Below are 20,187 nucleotides of genomic sequence, written 5' to 3' on the forward strand. Positions count from 1 at the left end.
ACAGGTATTAGAAAAACAAACAGCCCCTAAACTAAAAAATGCGTCTGAAGGCTGTTCATATCATCTATCTTGTTCATCACAGTCGCAACAATCGCTTTATGATAGGTGCAAGCGACTGTGCCATGCGCAAAAATCCGAGGTCCGTTGGATGTGTTCCGTCAACCGTACAATCATTGACGAAATCATCGCCTAGCAGCTTAAAGCCGTCAACGAAATGGAGATTACGGTCTCCTTCTGTCCGCCTCTGTTCAACGTTCTCGATCTGAATCAGCCTGCGGCGATCATTAAGCTTCCTTCTCTCCGTATAGAACTGATCTTCGGCAGTGCTAATCCTTGAGACTACTAATATAGGAACTTCGGGATGCCGCTCTCTCAAAATTTGGATGAAGGCAGGCAGCGTTCGTGCGATGTTTCCGGCCTCGCCCGTATTCCCTTCATAATCAAGAATGAATAGCCCCGGATCATCGATTTCCGACATGATATGCGCGAGCTCCGGCTCGCCCTTTCCATTCCCCGAGAAGCCAAGATTTACGAACTCCACCGGAATCATACGGCTGAGAATATTAGAATAAGCCATACCCGGCCGGGAGGCACATCCCCCTTGCGTAATCGAAGTTCCATATATAATGACGGGTCTACTGCTTGCATAGGCAGGTGCATCGCTTATGACAGCATCCTTATCTACACCGATCCACACCTCCTCTACCCCTTGGTAGAGCGGCATGTTTAAGGTGACGGCCACATCTTTTTTTGTATCCCACTGATAAAACTGTGATTCATATTCACTTTCCGTTGGCTTGAATTTAGCCGTGGTGATAAAGCTCTGCTCTCCCGGCTCTCCAAGATAGCAGTCAACCCCGCACTGCCCGGTAGGCGGCATATGATACATATTGGCCGGTCCGGCAAGACGCATCCTTATGACCAGCCTTGAGGAATTGGTGCGAAAGCGAATTTGCCCGCCTGCCGTACAATAAGCAAGCGTATCAACCGCGGGCGGCAAGACAGCCCCGGAAGCCAAAGGCAGGCGTCTGTAAATCCCATCCTGCGCAAGCCAAGGGAAGCCCGCGATGTGAAAGGGCGCTTCAAGCGGAGAATGCCATTTTAACTGTTCCCCATTTGTTGTCTCCGGGTATATAGTTCCGCCCAGTTGATCTAAGTTTATCTCTTTCGATTGTACGGCCATCTATATCTACTCCCTCACTATATTTACTAGAGGTTGTTCAAAAAGTCGCCTTTTGATCACGAAGTGAGCCAAGAAGTAACTCGGCATCGAATCTTGAATTCAGCCGGTCCTTCCGGTGCTCACGTACCCAAAACGTACGCTCCGCTCCTCACTCCCTATCTTCATCCAACCTTCTCGGTGCTGAAAATCCTACTTTTTGAACTGGCACTATTACAATACCTTTGATGGGTTTACTCCATTTGGAATACATATTTCCGAATCGCCTGAGCAACGCCGTCCTCATTGTTGGTAACCGTGATTACGTCCGCTATTGACTTGATATAATCTTCACCGTTGGCCATCGCCACACCGAGACCTGCCGCCTTCAATAGCTTCGCGTCATTATCACTGTCTCCCATAGCAATTACATCGGACATAGAGAAGCCAAGCATCTGACAAACCTCGCGTACTCCGCTTTCCTTTGTAATGCCTTTAACTGAAATCTCCATATTACTAAGGGCCGAACGGGTAACTTCAAGCGTCCCCCAACTGAGCAGCTCTTCCTTAATTTCCGCGAGCTTCTGTTGATCATTGCTGCCGATGCCGAATTTCATCCAATCCCGTTCGAACATCTCAGACGTCCAATCCTTGTCGCCCGTCAGGCTTTCCACGCTGTAGCCCCAATACCACTCGCCCCGCTCGGCAGCAATGGCGTGAATGCGGCGGATCGTGTCCCGAGGAATAAAGACGCGTTGATTAAGCCTGCCCGGTCCCTCCCAAACTTCTGCGCCATTGAGCAGCACCATCGGGGAATCGAGCCCAAGCTCGTCCCAGAAGCCCTTGGTAGTTTGCAAACCTCTTCCGGTGGAGAATATTACTTTCACACCGTGATCTACTGCATATTGAAGCCACTTTTTGGTCTCTTCCGTAATTTTCTTTTCATCCGTCAGAAGAGTCCCGTCCAGATCCAATGCAATCAGCTTATACTTCGCTTTTACCTGATGCATGACATTCATCCCTTCACAGCCCCCATTGTCGCACCTTCCATAAGAAGTTTTTGGAATAGGATATAAATAATAATGGACGGTACCATCGCAATGGTTACACCGGCAAACAAAGTTACCCAATCCGCAGTAAACTCCATTTGCTTGTTCGCAGAATACATTTGCACCGCAATGGGATATTTCTTTGGATCGCTCAAATAGATGAACGGCGCTAAGAAATTGTTATAGAACCCTAGGAACTTGAATACGCCAACGGTTACAATTCCCGGTGTAGACAAAGGAACAATAACACGCCAAAACTTTTGGAATAATGTAGCGCCATCCATCGTTGCGCTCTCCTCAAGCTCCATCGGTAGAGAGCTCATAAACCCTCCGAGCAGCATAAGGTAGAACACACTTTCACCCAAACTAGACAGGAGAATTAATCCGGTCAAGCTATTGGTCAAACTCAGTTCCCGCATAATGACATACTGGGGTACAAGTGCATTGATGCCAGGCAGGAACAGGGACAACATAATCAAACCCCAAATCAATTTTCTTCCTTTGAAGCTCATTCGAGTAAGCGCATAGGCGTTAAGTGTTGTAAAGAAAAGCCCAAGCACCAGACTTCCGCCAACATAATAAAGGGTATTTAAGAGTGATTGCCCAAAACCGTATTGATTCCAAGCCTTCGAATAATTCTGCAATCTTAGTTCCGAAGGCAGCGCCCATATATCTTTAAAAAACTCAGGATTGCTTTTTAACGATTCATAAATAACCCAGATTAAAGGAAATATTATAGTCAGCGACCAGGCATACAGCACCAAACGCCACACAATGTCCATTAACGTTCGTTTTTCCTTCAAACATATCCCCTCCGAACCTTCATTTGGAAACTAATACTCGTAGCCTTTGTTCGGCACAAATTTATCGATTAACAGCTTTGCCGTTACTAATATGACGAATAGAATCATACCGACTGCGGAAGCGTAGCCGTAATTCCGATACTCTACGCCAAAAGCTAAGTTAAACATGTAGAGGCCGATGACGTCCGTCGACCCGAATGGCCCCCCATTCGTCATAATGAGGATGATTTCGAAGCCCTTCATTGTGCCGACGACAAGGAACAAAGCGCTGACGCGGATAATGGGCGTAACAAGCGGCATTGTAATTTTAAACAAACGTGTCATATGTCCGGCGCCTTCAAGAATCGCCGCCTCGTACAATGACTTTGGAATCCCCAGCATCGCATTGGCAAAGATAATAACGTACAGGCCGACGCCGCCCCAAACCCATGCCGGGATAATGGATGCAAGCGCTGTGCTTTCATTGCCCAGCCAATAGAAATTTCCGGTATCAATTCCGACGAACTTTAGAATCCCATTCAGCAAACCGTACGATCCGTCATAAATGAAAGCCCAGAGGAGAGCGACTACGACCGTAGATAAAACGTTCGGGAAGAAAAACAATACCTTCAAAAATTTATTTTCTTTATACGATTTATTGGTAATTAAATAGGCAAGGAGCAGGGAGATGATAATAACAAAGAAAGGCACTGTTATCATAAGAATCAAGTTGTGGGTAAGTGCGCGCCATACATATTTATCTTGGAATGCGGTGACGAAATTGGACAGCCCGACAAACGTTGCATCCGTAAACCCGTCCCAATTGAGCAGCGCATAATAAACGGATAGAATGTTCGGGAACAACGTAAACAGCAAATAGCCGCCAAAGGGAGGCACGATGGCTATGAACAGAAATATCCACTTCTGCGTATTCGCTTTATCTAGACCCATAAGCTTGCGCATAGCGGTCTTTGGTGTCTTCACAACGGTTGAATCAGACACAAGAGGTCAACTCCTATCTTACTGGACGTTTATAAATCTTTTTCAGTGTGAAGCCTATAGGGTCTCAGAAGTTAAAACGGAAGAGCGGAGATGAATCCACCCCGCTCCATCACGTCTTTTTATTTCTTTTCAGCCTCTAGAGCTTTCTTCAGCAGCTCTTCAGCTTGCTCCAGAATCGGTTTCGGATCCTGCATACCCATAGCAAATTTCACAATATTCTCATTCATCAATTTTTCTGCTTGAGCAAGATTCGGATCGGAAATGTTGATAGACCGGCTTGCTTTAAAAGTCTGAGCATTATTATCTGCAATGTACTTCAGAACAGATTGAGCAGAGCTGGAAAGGTTAGCCGCTCTGGCAGGATCTTCCGTCAAATCCTTGCGCATTGGCAAAGCGCCTGCCTTTTCGGCAGCAAATTGTTGATTTTCAAGCGTAACCAGCCATGCGATCAGTTCTTTAGCCCACTTTTTGTTTAATTCCGGCTTAGCTGCCCAGATATAGTTGAAGTTTGAAGTTCCGCTTCGAATCCAAAGCGTTTGATTGGTGTTATCTCTGAAAGGAACAGCCATGAAACCCCAATCGAAATCCGCAGGCGTTGCTTCCTTCATCTCATTCTCGACATGTGTCCCAGTCGATACCATAGCGGCTTGCCCCTGAATAACCTGCATTTGCGATTGCGTATGGTTCAATGCCGGAAGTCCTTCTGCAAAATATCCCAGCTTGCCAAGCTCATAGAAGCGCGTCCAGGTTTCAACCGTCTCTGGATTTGTGTATTGCGGCAGACCATAAGTTCTATAATCTTCGATAAATTCATCGACATGGCTATTGATATCAGCCAACTCAAAATTTTTGGCTGTTCCGAAAGCCCAGTTATGGTAGCTTGGATGAATGCCTGGGAACGTAATTGGAGCAATGCCGTCCGCTTTAATGTCTGCTAGAAGCGCTTTAAATTCGTCCCATGTGTTCGGGTTTTGGTTCCAGCCATGCTCTTCGAATAGCTTTTTGTTAAAAAACAACCCGCCAAAGCTGCTCGCCGTAGTAAATTCATACCTTTTCCCATTGATCAGCGGCGTTGACTCGTACATGCCAGGCATCATAAGATCCTTGACCTTTTTATCTGGTACGTCTGGAAGAGGGAACTCCCAGATGTCATCCATTGGTTCAAGCTTGCCGGCTTCAGCGAGTCCAATAATACCTCCAGACGGCTCTGTATTGAATAGATCAAACATGTCATTATCATTGCCTGCCGAGATTTTTGTAGAAAGAATCGTCTTCATATCAGCTGAAGCCGTGATGTCTATTTTGACATTGGGATACTTAGCTGTGAACGATTCAACTGCATAATCGAACCACTCCCGGCCATATCCTCCTACAAAGAAGCCTACCTTTAGCGTTACTTCCTCATTCTTCGGCAATCCATTCTCATAAACATCTGCTTCAGCAGATACACCCGCCTTATCCGAACCAGCAGGAGTTGTACTTGGGCTAGCCTCGTTCTTTCCGCTGTTACCACCGCAACCAGCCAGCATTGTTAAAGATAATAGCGCTGCAACACCCGTGCTCATGAATCGTTTCATTTTTCCATTAAACATTATTTCGCTCCCCCATTAATTAATAAATAAATTGGATTAACTATTTAAGCATAACTATGTTTTGTTAATCAGCAATCAAATCAGGGTAAATAATTTGTAAATAGATACTGGATATAACCTCTGGAGCCTCACCTCCTATATGCACTGTAAACGCTTACATATTAATTACTAATTGGCCCGTTGTCAACCCTTTTATCAATTGTTTTGATCATTAATTACCCTATTTATAATTGGGAGGGTTAATCGGAATGCCCGAATTTCCAAAAATGATAATTTCATCTGAAATCCCACAATGCTTCTAAGACTTCGATTAGCACAGAAACCGCCTTTTATGCCAAGACGATGCATAATATACTTCGTGCGGCGGATATGAAATAAATTTGTTATGATAATAAACGATTTTAGCTGGTATTGCTCCATCAATTGCTTGCTAAAGATTAAATTTTGAACGGTGTTGTATGACTCGTCTTCTTTTAATAGTCTTTTTGCCGGAACGCCCTTCTCAACCAGGTACTTCTTCATCAGCTCCGCTTCCGAGTGACGTGAACCAACCGCTCCCCCCGATACAATGATATATTTGTGCCCATACTGCCGAAATAGTTTGTAAGCCTCATCCAGTCTTTCCTTAAGCAAAGGGTGTATTCGGCCGTCTTTAGATACATAGCCAAGTACAATAAGTGCATCTGCCTTACCAGGTTTCAACTTAACTGCATGCAGCCAGCATATGTAAGTCAGCACCGCCATCGCCGCTATTGCAACTATCCATCCAATCCATGCCATTATTTGCTCCTCTAGGCGTTAATTTGTTATGTTTAATCAAATCAGTTTACAAATATAATATCTTTTTTTATCACAATGTCAATACAATCCGTTTCGTTTTTTTAGTATTTTTGGATTAAGAGCTTTCGTATGGGCTGCATTATACTGCATAGAACCGCCATCTATCGTCGTCTTTTTGAAAATTTATAAGGAATGTTAGTTGAATTTAACTAACTTGCAACTTTTATTCATCTCGTATTAATGCTACACTTGAAGCAAAGTATGTTCCTAATTTGTCAAATGTTTTGAATCTATATTATATAAAACGTTGTTGGAAAGAGGATGCATATCGTGAGCGATTCGGTCAAACCAACTAGTCATATGTTATTAAAATCAATTAATCAGCAGAAGGTTCTTTTTCTCATTTATTCAGAAGGGCCGATCTCTCGCGTAGAGCTTGCTGAAAAGACTGGACTAAGCAGACAAACGGTAACCAATATCGTTAATCGCCTGTTGAAGGAAAAAATAATCGTGACAGGGGAGCTTATCGACTTGGAGGTAGGCAGCGGAAGGAAAAGAGTCGGCCTTCATATCAACAGCGGCCACTTTTATGCCATCGGGCTTGAGCTCGCCGGCAAATACATTCGCGGAAAAGTATACAACCTGCGTCAAGAGGCTGTCGCATCAGCAGAACGCACGAGCAATAAATATGGTTCTATAGATGTGCTGATGCAGCTGTTGCATGAAGTTATTGATGAGCTGCTCACCCAGGTACCCAACACCTCCAAAGTAAAAGGGATCGGAATCAGTATGCAGGGACTGGTAGATTCTCAGCATGGCATCGTTCTGCGGACCCCCGGCATAGGCGTTCATCGCTTGCCACTCAAGCAGCTGCTTGAAGACAAATATAACATCCCCGTGTATATCGAGAACGATGTCAATCTTCTCTCTGTCAACGAGAATATGAACGGCTCCTTGAAGGAATCCAATAACAATATCACCATTAAGTTTGATTATGGTACAGGCGGCGCAATCGTCCACAATAAACAAATTATGGCAGGATCTAGCTTTGTTGCAGGTGAATTCGGGCATTATAAAGGCTTCTATGGAGAAGATGCCTATCCATGCCATTGCGGCAGATCCGGATGCTTAACGACGCTGGCTTCCAGCAGCGGACTGAGTGTATCCATCAAATGCACACTAGAGGAGTTCGCAGAAGGCATAAGAACTGGAGATCCTAAGTTCCTTAGTTTATACGAAAAAATTGTTGATGGCATCGCAACCGCCGTTACCAATATCATTACATTTATAAATCCAGACAGTTTGCTTATGACTGGACGAGTCATTCCCACCATCAGTCCCGAAATGTTCAACGAGATTAAAGCTAGAGTGATGCACCAGTTACCTGTGACAGTTAATAACGTACAATTGATCCACCTTCATAACAAACCGGATGAAACAAAGCTTGCTGCCGGGTTAGTTATTAAACGTGCATTTGAAATACCGCTGGATACCTTATCTCTTTAATACGACGGGTTAAACCATACCGGAACGGTTCATCTCTGACTTAGGATGAGCCGTTTTTACTTTTTACCATCGATATAACTTTAGATCGTACATTTCGGTGGATAAGCCTTATAACCGACAGTGTCAGCCCTCTTTCTCTACAAAATGCCGACCCACGGAGTAATATTCATCCTTATTCACGGCATCGTCCAGCCACTTCATCAGCTTTACTCCGTCCTGTTCGGCTGTGTAAAAATGATTTAATGGGGAGAGTGTATGTGGTGTCCTGCCCGTCTTCTCGTTAAGACCGTAATCCGTGATGTAATAATAGTAGCCTGGCAATCCTTTAGTTAGCTCTCCGGCAGATTGCAGCATGCGGGCCGACCAGCGATGCACATATTCGCCATCATCCAAAACGTCACCATTCAGATCCTTCTCAAAGTCGAACAGCAGCTCATCATAAAGCGTATTGGACTGCAAAAGTACCGCATTGTCCGGGAGCAGCTTGCGGTTCGCCGCGAATACGGACGAAATCAAATCTCCGTTGACTTCATAACCAAAGGTTTCTGCAAAGTTGACCTTCCATTCGTTATCGATAATATCCGGCCAGCGGTTGGCATTTAAGTAGGAGCCGTCCGAATATTGATAAATGCGGGCATCCGGGTAGCGTTTCGCGATCTCAGGCGCCCAGAACGCAGCTCCGAATCCTCCGGCGCTTTCTCCCGCGATGAGGATCTTTTCCGGCGCAGCGAAATGGTTTGCAATCCATTCCAATGCTGCGCGCGTATTGGCTTGACCGTTGTAACGCATTGTAAACGGCTTGCCTTTGGCATCCGTATATTCCTTGGATGCATTCCCGATATGCAGATCACCAGTAGAATAAGGGATATATACAATATTCCAATCCTTGAACGGATTGTCGGGGTTATTATTTTTCAACAGGCCGCCAAGCGTACTTACTTTAAAGAATGGAATGTTCGGAAAATAATATTTGATCTCACCGTTCTTCATGACATTACTCAGATTAATCGGCTGCGCGGCAGTCACCGCATCCCAGGCCACACCGCCCCCAGAAAAATAAATGATCAATTTATCTTCTGCAGCTGCTCCCTTATTGGCAAGTAAATAATATTCCGAACCGTCGGCAGAAATTACTTGTGCATCCTGGTCAAACTTGATTTTATTCCAGACATAGCGCTCCGCAGCAGCCCATTTATCCGGTTCAGCAGGCTTTTCAAGTATGAAGAAATAAACATAACCCGCCAAAACACCCAAAGTAAGTGCAATTCCGCCGATCGAAGTCAGGAGAATCTTATTGATTCTTTTCACTGTTTTCTTTTTTGCCACACAAAGACCGTCCTCTCAACCATAAAGTAGTCCACAAGTTTTTCAATCTTCATTATCATGCTGATTTTAACGTCCAGTGTGAATTTAAGCACCATAAAATTTAGAGTGCTGTTTATGCTACTGCTCAAAAAGTAAATTATTGTTGATTTAGCTGCTCGAAACCAGGGGTCAAAGTGTGGCGAATTATAACTTAGATGTCCTCTATCTCCCTTTTTATTACCCTATCCAGAAGCTATAATCAAGTTAACATGCACAGAAGGCCACCGAAGAAATCGGCGGCCTGATCTGTCGGTGATTATATAGAGACTTGGTTTTCAAACCTCCGTTTTGTCGGTTACGCTCCACTTCGTGAAGACCGGCGACGCATGGATAAAGAAATAATAGCCGGGATGAGTCCAATTGCGACGCCGACTCCCCCAAACCAACCAACTGCTGCAAGAGAGATGCTGTCTACAACGATACCCCCAATTACAGCCCCTACGGCCATTCCCAACTGCACGATAGAATTGTTCAAACTCAGGATGATCCCCGAAGCCTGAGGAGCCATGCCGATTAAATAAACTTGTTGAACCGGCCCCGTCGACCAAGCGAAAAAGGACCATAACATAAGCAAAGGCAACACGAACATGGACGAGTGGGAGAACGCCGTCAGCAACAATAATATTCCGGAGTGAAAGAGCAAGCCTCCAATCATCGTACGGGGGATACCCCATTTATCTGCACCGTAGCCGCCAACTTGGGAGCCTATGAGACTGGCCAGCCCAAACGCAAACAGCCCGACGTTTACCATCCCTTCGCTCATTCCTGTAATGTCCAGAAGAAACGGCGTTATATAGGTGTACAGCATCGTGTAGCCTAATATCCAGAAAAAACTGATGGAAAGCGCGACAGTGATTCGGGGGCTTTTTAATAAGGCGAGCTGTTCCCGAATAGGAACGGGAGCCTCTCCTTCCGATTTCGGAATTGTCAGCAAAAGGACCAACATCGCGACCAAGCTCAGGGCTCCGACTCCCGTGAAGATGATTTTCCAATCATGTGAGCCCGCAATGATCCTCCCAAGCGGGACCCCTAGAATAAGTGCGAGGTTAAAGCCCACCAGAACCGTGGCGATAGCGCTGCCCTGTTTTCCAGGATGAGATATTTTGGCGGCAACCGTCAGGGCGACGACCATAAATACCCCCGTGCTAATCGCCAAAATAATTCTTGCTCCGAGCAGCATGCCGTAGCCTGTCGTTGTGACAGTGATCAAATTCCCTACGAAAAATAATCCCAAAGCCGATAGCATAAGCTTTCTTCGATCCATTTTTGCCGTGAGTGCAATAAGAATCGGGGTGCCGATGGCATAAGCAAGCGAGTAGACCGTAATCAACTGCCCGGCCGCCGCTACCGACACTCCAATATCACTTGCAAGCATATCCAAAATGCCAGCAATCACAAATTCCGAAGTTCCGACTAAAAAGCTGACAATGGCCAGAATATAAATTTTCCATGAATTCCCCATCTATTTCTCCTCTTTCCATTTCAACAGATCTAAATCTATAGAAGTCATATTTAAAAAATAATGCTCAATTCGCCGACTTCATTTCTCGGCTCAATCAAGCCTCCTCGTTCCAAGCATTCGTACTCTGCTTTAAGCGTTATAGCCTTACGTCTGACGGGCGAGCTCCTTACGGACAATCGGCGCTACTTTGGTGCCGAGAAGCTCAATCGTCCGCAGCAAGTCGCGATGCGGCAATGAACTGAAATCATTGTACATCATGAATCGAGTCAAGCCTAGGTTCTTATGCAGCAGCACGATCTTCTCTGCGACATATTCGGGATCTCCGACATAAAGAGCGCCGTGCAGGCTGCGGGCTGAATCGTACGAGTCACGTGTATAGGGAGACCAGCCTCGTTCCCGACCAATTTGGTTCATTTGCTCGGCCATGACAGGATAATACCGCTTAGCTGCCTCTATTGTCGTATCCGAAATAAAGCCATGCGAATGCGTAGCAATTTGCAGCTTATTCGGATCGTGACCGGCTTTCACGGCGGCCTCTTTATAAAGCTCAACCAAGGGTGCGAATCTTTGCGGCTCCCCTCCCAGGATAGAGAAGGCAATCGGAAGTCCCAGCAAACCGGCCCGAACAGCTGATTCCGGGTTGCCCCCTGTGCCGATCCAGACAGGCAAAGGCTCCTGCTGTGCACGAGGATAGACGCCCATGTTGTCAATCGCCGGGCGATGACCGCCGCGCCAGGTCACCTTTTCGGAGGCCCGAATCTTTAACAGCAGTTCCAGTTTATCTTCAAACAATTCCTCGTAATCTCTTAGGTCATAACCGAATAGCGGAAACGATTCGATGAACGATCCCCGTCCGGCCATGATCTCCGCTCGCCCGTTCGATAGACCGTCCAGCGTTGCAAAGTCCTGGTACACCCGCACCGGATCATCCGAAGATAGCACCGTCACTGCGCTCGAGAGCCGGATCCGCTTCGTTGTAGCGGCAGCGGCGGCCAGAATGACAGCTGGCGACGAGCTTGTATAGTCGATCCGATGGTGCTCGCCGACGGCATAGACGTCGAGGCCAACTTGATCTGCTAATTGCATCTCTTCGATCGCTTGGCGCAGCCTCTCGGCATGTGAGACACCGCCATTTCGGGGGATTGCATGGAGGAAAGTGCTCATTCCAATCTCCATCGTATTCGTTTGATCGCTCATAGTCATTCTCTCCTTCTTAATCGATTCGTTCGCTAAAACTTCATTCAAGTATAATTCTTACCATTTCTATTGTTCTAAACATATCGAAGTGATTTTGGAAAAAATTACGCCAGCAAAAAGGGCGCAAATTTTTCTGCTATTTCTCGATTGACGTTATAGTGAATATACGATCCATTCTTGCGAGAATCAATCAAGCCAGAGTCCGTCAATTGCTTCAAATGATGCGATAGCGTCGAGCCTGCAACCGACTCAAGCCTTTCACCGACGGCAGTAAAGCATAAATTGCTCTCTTTCGCGAGCAGTAGAGCGATTTTCAGCCGGGTTGGTTCCCCCAAAGCTTTATACACTTTAACCGCTTGCCCGATATCTTCCTGATTTTCTCCCATGATAATCACCTCCCCGTATCCCTTCTGCAGTTCTATAACTATCGAAATCAATATTAGCACCAAGCCATTCAAAAGTAAAGGGGAGCATTACTTTAGTAGCACAGGTAAGAATGGCAATGACTACGCCTACGTGTACCCCGTGAAAGAAGTATTGCAAGCAGGCGGCAGATTAATTCGCTCAGAACAGGAGAGCGGCATTCTGATGCTAGTCGATGATCGGTACTTGCAAGCTATGTACAGGAGTCTGCTGCCGGAAGAGTGAAGGGAGTATGAGGTATTGGAGATGAGTAGACTGCCTATTAGCGAATAAAGAGGGGTTGCACAATTCTATCTAGTTCAATTAACTTAGAGAAAATGTATTCGTACGAAGGAGTAGGACTAGCAGATGCGCCATTGGAATTATTTCACCAGATTTCTATACATAATCTGCCACATTATCCGATAATTATTGGTATCTCATTAGAGACAGCAATTAATTTAAAGGAGCGAGACGATGATTAGTAAAAAGTTTAAGCGGTTAAACCGAAATGGAGAGGTAAGGAATAATTCTTGGAGGAAAAAGGTGCTGCAAATAGCACCGCTGCTCGTATGTGGAGTCATTGGATCAATTATATTTGCGGATCAAGTATCTGCTCATGGTTATATTCACTCTAGTCGTGCTGCTCTGTGCAAGGATCTGACGAACAAAAACTGCGGTCCCGTGCAATACGAGCCGCAAAGCGTGGAAGGATTAGGGACTTTCCCGGCTAAAGGGCCTGCTGATGGCCAAATTGCTGGTGCTGGTGTGTTCCCACAGCTTGACGAGCAGACAGCTAGTCGCTGGAGTAAAGTAACGATGAATGGCGGCAAGAATACCATTAAGTGGACATTAACTGCACCACACGCTACGAGAGAATGGAAATATTACATCACCAAGAAAGATTGGAACCCCGACAAACCGTTAGCTCGTGCTGATTTGGAGCCTATCGAGACGTTTAACGATGGTGGAGCCAAGCCGCCAACAACGGTTGTACACCAAATTAACGTGCCGACAGATCGCAGCGGCTATCATGTGATTCTGGGTGTATGGGAAATTGCAGATACGGTGAATGCTTTTTATCAGGTAATGGATGTGAATTTGATTAACGATGATAACGGGAATCCAAACCCAGAGGACACAACGGCACCAACGGCGCCTACTGCTGTGGCATCTCCTGTACAAACGACGAACACTGTTGAATTACGCTGGAATGCGGCTTCCGATAACGTAGGAGTTAGTCATTATGACTTATACCGTAATGGTGTGAAGGTACAGACGGTAACAGGCACATCGGTTGTCGATACAGGTTTGGAAGCAAATACATCCTACACATATACAGTAAAGGCTGTGGATGCGGCAGGCAATGTTTCCAAGGAAAGTGCTGCGATTACAGTGACAACGAAGCCAATCCCGGTTGATGATACAACTGCTCCAACGGCACCGACATCCTTGCACACTATGGGACAGACGACCTCGACGATCAATCTAATGTGGAACGAATCTACGGATAACGTAGGGGTGAAGCATTATGAAGTCTATCGTAATGGCGTTAAAGTACAGACGGTAACAGGTACAATGGCAACGGACAGCGGCTTGCAGCCAAACACAGAGTACACGTACTTTGTGAAGGCGGTTGATGCAGCAGGCAATATATCGGATGCGAGCAACTCTATTACAGTGAAAACAAAAGAACAGCCAACCGGACAATTACCAGAGTGGGAATCAGCCAAGGTGTATACAAGCGGAAACCGCGTTCTGTTTCAAGGCATAGAATATGAAGCGAAGTGGTGGACGCAAGGCGATCAGCCGGATACTTCTGATGCATGGAAGCTATTGAACAGCAGCAAAACGCCAGTATGGAATGCGAGCAAAGCTTACAATGGCGGAGATCGCGTCATATATGAAGGAGTTACGTACCAAGCCAAGTGGTGGACGCAAGGCAATGTGCCTAGTAAATTAGATGTTTGGCAGGTTGTACAATAAAGAATGAAGTCCACTTTTGCAGCATAAAAAAACGGCTTTGCCGTCCTATTGGGACGGTGAAGCCGTTTTTGTTTATTTGGACTATCCCCCTACAAATCTCCCTAAACTCCACAGTTAGGAACAGGGCGAATCTATGGCAAAATGAACTATTCCAACTAACACACTCTCTGTCTCCGAAACCCCTCAGAACTTGCTGGACAAGCAGTTCCATCCTTCTCCGCTATCGGGGGAGGTAATTTAATCCCCGTACCACTGAACCATTTCCCCGAATTAATTTTTGGATAATAAAGCCATTCCTAGCTTTGGCACGTCTAATTAGATATATGGTCTAAAAAGTGGGTGAGGAAAATAGAAAATCTCGTACATAAAGCACGATCAGGTGATCACCATGCGTACATCACGCTATTTCAACAATATGAGCAGCAATTGTATCGAACAGCCTTCGTGTACGTGAACAATCAACAGGACGCTTTGGATGTCATCCAGGAAACTGCCTATCGCTCATTCAAGCTAATTGCGACCCTGAGGGAACCAAAATATTTTAAAACGTGGTTAATCCGAATTTGTATAACTTGTGCAATCGATCTGCTTCGTAAGCGGAAAGAAGTCGTTCATCTAAAGCCCGAACACATCGATTTCGCTGTCAGTAATGAGGATTACGATGTGCCGCTTTCGATTTCATTAAAACAATTAATTGAACAGTTAGATGAGGATGAACGAAGCGTAGTCCTGCTGAGATTCTATCATGATTTCACGATCAAGGAGATTGCCAAAGTCCTGCAAATCCCTCTCGGTACTAGCAAAACGATACTATACCGCGCCTTGCATAAGCTAAGGAAGGTAGTTAAGGAGGAGTCTGTATATGAGCAATAATATAAAACAAGCCATTGAGGAAATCCCTATTCCTGCAATGCTTCATGAACGAAGTTTAATGGGCATTCATCAAGCGAAAGAAGAATGGGATGCGGCATTAGCTGCTCCAAAAAAGAGGAAGCGGGTTATGAATCGAGTTGTTGCTGCTTCCTTGATCGGCGTACTCTCCATTAGCGCAGCCGTTACATTCAATCCCCATCTTTCAGCGGCCATTCAAAGGGCTCTGCAATTCATTCCAGGAATCGGTGTGGTTCAAGAGAGTAGCACAGACTCTTATATGCTGACAGAACCCATTGATATTAAAAATAGCAATCAGACCGGCGCTACCGTAACTGCTATGTTGGTTCAAAAGGATTTGACTACAATTGAAATGAACGTATATCCAAACTATTCTTACGATATTAGAATCAAGGACGAATCTGGTAAGGTCCACAAAGCTTCATCTTCTCATGCTTACGGCTCACATATCACATTAAAGTTCGCTAGTCAGGTTGATGCTAAAGATCATGCACAATTGTTTTTTTTAGATAGACCCAATGAAGTCTTTACCATTCCACTTAGCAAGGTGGATAGCATTGACAGCCTAAACTCGATCGGAGGATCCGTGGAAGTCCATGATCTAAAGATTACGGCTATTCCAACTCCTGCGGGTCATAAGGGCAGAATATTTTTAAGTACGGAACACTCGAATCCATTCAGGTATTCTGAAGATTTTTATAGTAGTTCTGCTGAGAAAGGTGATCTTATTATATTGAATGAAAATATCATTGTTACGGATGAACTTGGTAATGACTATCCGATAGATAACAAGGGCACATGGATTCCTTTTAAAGACATTTATTTCAACTTGGGAGACTCAGATGTTAAGCAATACACGTTAACCATTCCGCAATTGATGATTGTCGGGCGAGAAGAAGTCAAATTATCGATCAACATTCCTGACGGAGAAGAAGGTCCATTAAACCAATCCTTCGACATAGCAGGTTACCCCGTAGAACTAACTAAATTTAAAAAATTCAAATCGAAGGATAACGAAGACTACATAGAGATATATGTAGAGATGCCAAATCCGCTGCAGCTAAGCCATTCTTTAATAGGCTTCGATGCTTACACAGATATTAATTTTGGAGCATCTAAGGCATATGATCCAACAACTGGCGTGATGGAATTTTTCTCGATGAAATATGATCCTAACTCGACGAAACTGGATGTTACTGTATCCAAACCGATTATTGATATGAAGGGGCCATGGAAATTTGAAATAGCAGCAGATAAATTTAAGAGCAAACAGGTCGTCGAACACGAATAAGAGCAGAGATCTCTGGTCTAAATGATCATGGCGACTGCATGTACTAAAATGGAAGTTTGAATTCCCGTCGTTAAGAAGCCTAGTAATTAGAAAAGAGAGCAACACGAGTGACTGCCACTACGTGTTGCTCTCTCTGTTTTGTTTGTACGAAAAGCTTCCTTACATGACGATTCAGTCGGCTGATCGGGACACCTCACGCGACTCTCGGCGCGAGGTGCTCGGTCATACGTCGGCCGGACTTATTCCCGTTCTCCTGCCGCATATTCGCCCGGACTGACGTCCATCACTTCTCTGGAAGGCTGGATCAGCGACATTTCGAACCTGCAGGGCCAATACACGTCCGGCGCCATCTCCCCATTCAGCAAGCCAGCGATCGTTTCACCTTCGCTCACCGGCACATCCGCTTCAAACAAGTAGGCTGCGACATTGAATGCATGCCGTGACACGTCATTCGGATCCAATGTATGAAAGTGGTACTGGACATCCGGAAGGCCGAGCGCAAAGAGACCGAGTGAATCGATCAAGCTGTCTTCGGTCCCATGAATGGTAAAATAGCGGATATTCATGCCGAACTGCAAGAACCGGGCAGCTCCTTCGTACGGATTATCCGCAATTTCGGCCGTATGCAGCAATTTCCCGCTTGATGGAATCCAGATCGCTTTGCAGGTGGGGAATAGACTTACGGCAGCCTCCAGCCAATCCGCCAATAAGGCGCTGCGCGATTTATAGTCCAGCCCCGCCGCCATGAAGTCGCTGATCAGCAGCTTATAGCGGCATTTTTCCAGAACGTCCTCGGCGTCCGGCATCGTCCAAAACTGGGTGCGCTCCAAGTCGGTAATCGTCTCCGGTTGAAAAGGAGTAACGTCTGCCATCATCACCTGAGCTGGCAAGTTCCCCTCCTGGTAGGCTACTTTATAAGCCTCTACGGCAAACGACGACAATGCGCCATCTGCCGACACGGTATCCGTTTTCCCGCATCGGGTTTCTAACGCATTCCGGACGGCTTCCGCATTCGGCCGTTCCACTTTCTCCTCAAACAGCAGATACATTTGAAATAACCGCTGAAACTCACTTTTTTCATCCAAATCTTGCTGAAGCACGCGTCCGCTCTCCATTCTACCCTACCACTCCGTTCGTATGTCGTTCCCTTCTACTATAGAGATTGCCGCACGGTTCACGCAAGTCCGGCCAGGAAATTGATTCCAAAGTCGGATCTAGGGGGTTACAGCCTTTCCCAAATCCGAAATCCCATCTCTGCCTTACGCCTATCAAAGCAGTCGGGTGAAACTGGACCTTCTGTAGCCCCGTCAACAAATAGCGAAAAACATGGGATCGGACGAACACCATTTTTTACAATGCGGAATATACAAATGAATAGGCACTTATCCCAATCATGCTTATTCTGTAAACTTTGCTAATCGGAATAGGCACAAAGGAGTGTTTCAAGTTGGTAGTAAAATCATCTCACTATTTTGCCCACGGCAACACTGCGCACGGAGCTCATTTCTTGTATACATCCGCATTTGATGGGCTAAACAAGATATTTGTCCTTACGGGGCCCCAAGGTACGGGGAAATCGACGGTCATTCAAAGCTTGGCGGATAGCCTGCTGGATAAAGACTTGCATGTGCAATGCTTCCACTCCCCTCTCCGTCCCGACGAACTGGATGGCATCATTTTAACGGAATTGAAGGTTGGTATTGTCGACGGGCGAGTCTGTAAGGGGATTTCGGATAGCGGGGCCGGTGAAATCGTCTTTATCCACTTCGAGGAAGCGTTTGATAACAGCCTTATTTTACCGGAACACTTCATAACGATAGAAGATCTTAGAGGCAAGCTTGAGAGCGCCTATTCAAAAGCGTATGAAACGTTCGCAATGGCATTGCAGATTCATGACGAGTGGGAAAAATATTATATCGAAAATATGGATTTCTCGAAGGCCGACCAGATTGCGCAGGATTTGATTCAAGAATTATACGTCGGTCATGAAAGCGATACGCCAACCGCTTCACGTCACTTATTTTTCGGAGCTGCGACTCCGAGGGGGGCATTCGATTTTATTCAAAGCTTGACCGCTCAGCTGGAAAGACGGATTTTCATCAAGGGAAGGGCGGGTTCTGGCAAATCGACGTTGCTGAAAAAGCTTGCCTCCGCTGCCGAACAGAAAGGAATCGAAGTTCAAGTGTTTCATTGCGGCTTTGATCCGAACAGTTTGGATATGTTGATATTCCCGAAGCTTCGAACAGCTATCTTCGACAGTACCGCTCCACATGAATACTTTCCGGATCGGGACGGGGATGAGATCCTAGATATGTATACACGGACTGTAGCACCTGGAACAGATGAAGCTCATGCTGCCGAAATAGCCGGTATCAAAGCGCGCTATTCGGCAAAAATGAAAGAGGCCACCTCCCATCTGGCGGAAGCCGAAGCCATCGATTCTCAAATTAAGGCCTACTATGTTGCAGCCACAGATTATTCGATCGTAGAGAAACTCCATCTGCAATTACAGTCTGAATTGAATGAACTGATCAACTCCATTCAGCTTTCAAAATAAAGATACAACCCAAAAGCATTCTATTTCTGACGGGGCTCAGCAGTCTAATGCAAGCTAAGTCCCGTTTGAAATTGAATCGGCTTCCACTTCTCCTATGGCCTTCTCCAAAACGACTGTGCGTATGGGACTGCAACGAAGTGCTCTCCCTTTATTCATGAATACATCTCTCTTATCTGCGTGTACAATCGCCGTTTTCTCGTAGATGCGAGACACACTATAACGTGTGTCGTGTAGAGATATATTTAATTACGGTGACCGATTGCATTCAAAATTCGCCCTATAGATGATACGGTTCCCCGTATCATCTATAGGGCGAATTTTGGTGCGACTAAACGGTAAGCCTTTCGAAACCGCCCATCCGATCACCGGATTGGCGGTTCTTACTTCCTACTTCTCCTGCTCCTTTATCACCTGCTCAATCCCGAGCAGAATCAGCTTCAAGCCGAACTCGAACGCCTTGTCGGTCCCCATCAGTTCGAACAGCCCGTTCGCGAACATTCTCCGGAACAGTCCCGCATCCGTCTCGCTCATGGAATCCAGAAGGCGAGTCATTTCCTCACCCGGAAGCGCTCCCGCTCCATGGTCCTTAAGAATCGCGGAGACATTGCGCTGGTGCTCATAATCGTCCAGAACGAAGTTGAAGACATAATTCATAATCGTAAGAACCGCTTGTATTTTTTGCTCTTGCTCAAGCGGCGTCGATTCCACGCAAAGCAGCATACGGTTGGTGAACCGGATGATGTCCGGTTCGTGGGGCAGCGTCGACATCATGAGCTGCGTGGAGCAAGGATACCGGCTGAGCACGCTTCGGACCGTTACCGCAAGCCCCTTTAGCTGCTCCTTCCAGTCCCCATCGGAGTGGTACTCCTCCAGAATGATTTTCGATACCTGGTTGGCCAGACGCTGGTAGAGATTCTGCTTGCTCTTAAAGTACCAGTATATAGAGGGAGCCTGAATCCCAAGCCTAACGGCCAATCGTCTCATGCTGAATTTCTCGATCCCCTCCTCACCAAGTAACTCCCACGAGGCTTCCAAAATCCTATCCTCCGAAATCTGAGGTTGCTGTTTTTTCATCGTTATCCGCCCTTTTATCTAACAGTGTAAGTTTATACTTTACAGGTTCATAGGTTCATGATATCATCTAACACTGTAAGGTTCAAACTAAC

Annotated in this window: 17 protein-coding genes and 1 pseudogene; 6 read left to right on the top strand and 12 right to left on the bottom strand. The window is 45.9% G+C overall.

What is annotated here, in order from left to right:
- Window positions 1–76: 76 nt before the first annotated feature.
- The 6 genes from MKY48_RS33105 to MKY48_RS33130 form a co-directional block, all read right to left on the bottom strand.
- Window positions 77–1,183: an SGNH/GDSL hydrolase family protein gene (locus MKY48_RS33105; protein ID WP_339269039.1), complete on the bottom strand. Its 1,107-nt coding sequence runs from the start codon at window positions 1,181–1,183 to the stop codon at window positions 77–79.
- A gap of 230 nt (window positions 1,184–1,413) precedes the next feature.
- Window positions 1,414–2,178, bottom strand: coding sequence for a Cof-type HAD-IIB family hydrolase (locus tag MKY48_RS33110; RefSeq protein ID WP_339269041.1), 765 nt, complete (start codon window positions 2,176–2,178; stop codon window positions 1,414–1,416).
- Entirely contained in the window at window positions 2,175–3,011 is an 837-nt protein-coding gene (locus tag MKY48_RS33115; RefSeq protein WP_098749545.1) for a carbohydrate ABC transporter permease, read from the bottom strand. Before MKY48_RS33115 ends, MKY48_RS33110 begins: the two co-directional genes overlap by 4 nt.
- A gap of 30 nt (window positions 3,012–3,041) precedes the next feature.
- Window positions 3,042–3,992: a sugar ABC transporter permease gene (locus tag MKY48_RS33120; RefSeq protein ID WP_076323638.1), complete on the bottom strand. Its 951-nt coding sequence runs from the start codon at window positions 3,990–3,992 to the stop codon at window positions 3,042–3,044.
- Between the two features lie 119 nt (window positions 3,993–4,111).
- Entirely contained in the window at window positions 4,112–5,584 is a 1,473-nt protein-coding gene (locus tag MKY48_RS33125) for an extracellular solute-binding protein (protein WP_339269044.1), read from the bottom strand.
- Window positions 5,585–5,779: 195 nt separating this feature from the next.
- Complete coding sequence (locus MKY48_RS33130; RefSeq protein WP_339269046.1) at window positions 5,780–6,364, bottom strand: YdcF family protein; 585 nt, start codon at window positions 6,362–6,364, stop codon at window positions 5,780–5,782.
- A 321-nt stretch (window positions 6,365–6,685) separates the two neighbouring features.
- Here MKY48_RS33130 and MKY48_RS33135 point away from each other — a divergent pair, with 321 nt between their 5' ends.
- Window positions 6,686–7,870 carry an ROK family transcriptional regulator gene (locus MKY48_RS33135; RefSeq protein ID WP_339269048.1) on the top strand — a complete coding sequence of 395 codons (1,185 nt, stop codon included), beginning with the start codon at window positions 6,686–6,688 and terminating at the stop codon, window positions 7,868–7,870.
- 123 nt (window positions 7,871–7,993) lie between these two features.
- Here MKY48_RS33135 and MKY48_RS33140 read toward each other — a convergent pair whose 3' ends face one another.
- The 4 genes from MKY48_RS33140 to MKY48_RS33155 all read right to left on the bottom strand — a co-directional run bounded on the left by MKY48_RS33140 (window position 7,994) and on the right by MKY48_RS33155 (window position 12,280).
- Window positions 7,994–9,196, bottom strand: a complete 1,203-nt coding sequence (locus MKY48_RS33140; protein WP_339269050.1) for a pectin acetylesterase-family hydrolase — start codon at window positions 9,194–9,196, stop codon at window positions 7,994–7,996.
- 334 nt (window positions 9,197–9,530) lie between these two features.
- Window positions 9,531–10,697, bottom strand: a complete 1,167-nt coding sequence (locus MKY48_RS33145; protein ID WP_339269053.1) for an MFS transporter — start codon at window positions 10,695–10,697, stop codon at window positions 9,531–9,533.
- A 144-nt stretch (window positions 10,698–10,841) separates the two neighbouring features.
- On the bottom strand, window positions 10,842–11,894 hold the full coding sequence (locus MKY48_RS33150; RefSeq protein ID WP_339269055.1) for an LLM class flavin-dependent oxidoreductase: 1,053 nt from the start codon (window positions 11,892–11,894) through the stop codon (window positions 10,842–10,844).
- A 104-nt stretch (window positions 11,895–11,998) separates the two neighbouring features.
- Window positions 11,999–12,280, bottom strand: coding sequence for a metalloregulator ArsR/SmtB family transcription factor (locus MKY48_RS33155; protein WP_098749556.1), 282 nt, complete (start codon window positions 12,278–12,280; stop codon window positions 11,999–12,001).
- Window positions 12,281–12,368: 88 nt separating this feature from the next.
- Here MKY48_RS33155 and MKY48_RS33160 point away from each other — a divergent pair.
- The 4 genes and pseudogenes from MKY48_RS33160 to MKY48_RS33175 form a co-directional block, all read left to right on the top strand.
- Window positions 12,369–12,542 (top strand): annotated as a pseudogene (locus MKY48_RS33160) (helicase C-terminal domain-containing protein); the annotation flags it as partial.
- Window positions 12,543–12,842: 300 nt separating this feature from the next.
- On the top strand, window positions 12,843–14,282 hold the full coding sequence (locus MKY48_RS33165; protein ID WP_339269057.1) for a lytic polysaccharide monooxygenase: 1,440 nt from the start codon (window positions 12,843–12,845) through the stop codon (window positions 14,280–14,282).
- A 426-nt stretch (window positions 14,283–14,708) separates the two neighbouring features.
- Entirely contained in the window at window positions 14,709–15,155 is a 447-nt protein-coding gene (locus MKY48_RS33170) for a sigma-70 family RNA polymerase sigma factor (RefSeq protein ID WP_339269059.1), read from the top strand.
- Complete coding sequence (locus tag MKY48_RS33175) at window positions 15,145–16,464, top strand: hypothetical protein (protein WP_339269061.1); 1,320 nt, start codon at window positions 15,145–15,147, stop codon at window positions 16,462–16,464. Before MKY48_RS33170 ends, MKY48_RS33175 begins: the two co-directional genes overlap by 11 nt.
- 239 nt (window positions 16,465–16,703) lie before the next feature.
- On the opposite strand, the gene MKY48_RS33180 is transcribed toward MKY48_RS33175, so the two are convergent.
- A complete protein-coding gene (locus MKY48_RS33180) occupies window positions 16,704–17,579 on the bottom strand; it encodes a DUF4261 domain-containing protein (protein WP_339269063.1) in 876 nt (291 codons plus the stop codon).
- Between the two features lie 332 nt (window positions 17,580–17,911).
- Between MKY48_RS33180 and MKY48_RS33185 the strand changes: the two genes are divergently transcribed.
- Window positions 17,912–19,021: a PRK06851 family protein gene (locus MKY48_RS33185; protein ID WP_339269065.1), complete on the top strand. Its 1,110-nt coding sequence runs from the start codon at window positions 17,912–17,914 to the stop codon at window positions 19,019–19,021.
- A gap of 387 nt (window positions 19,022–19,408) precedes the next feature.
- Here the strand turns inward: MKY48_RS33185 and MKY48_RS33190 are convergent, their stop codons facing one another.
- Window positions 19,409–20,095 (bottom strand): TetR/AcrR family transcriptional regulator C-terminal domain-containing protein, encoded by a 687-nt coding sequence (locus tag MKY48_RS33190; protein ID WP_339269067.1) that lies wholly within the window; start codon window positions 20,093–20,095, stop codon window positions 19,409–19,411.
- Window positions 20,096–20,187: the final 92 nt, after the last annotated feature.

The organism is Paenibacillus sp. FSL W8-0187 (genome assembly GCF_037969755.1).
GTDB lineage: Bacteria > Bacillota > Bacilli > Paenibacillales > Paenibacillaceae > Paenibacillus_AQ.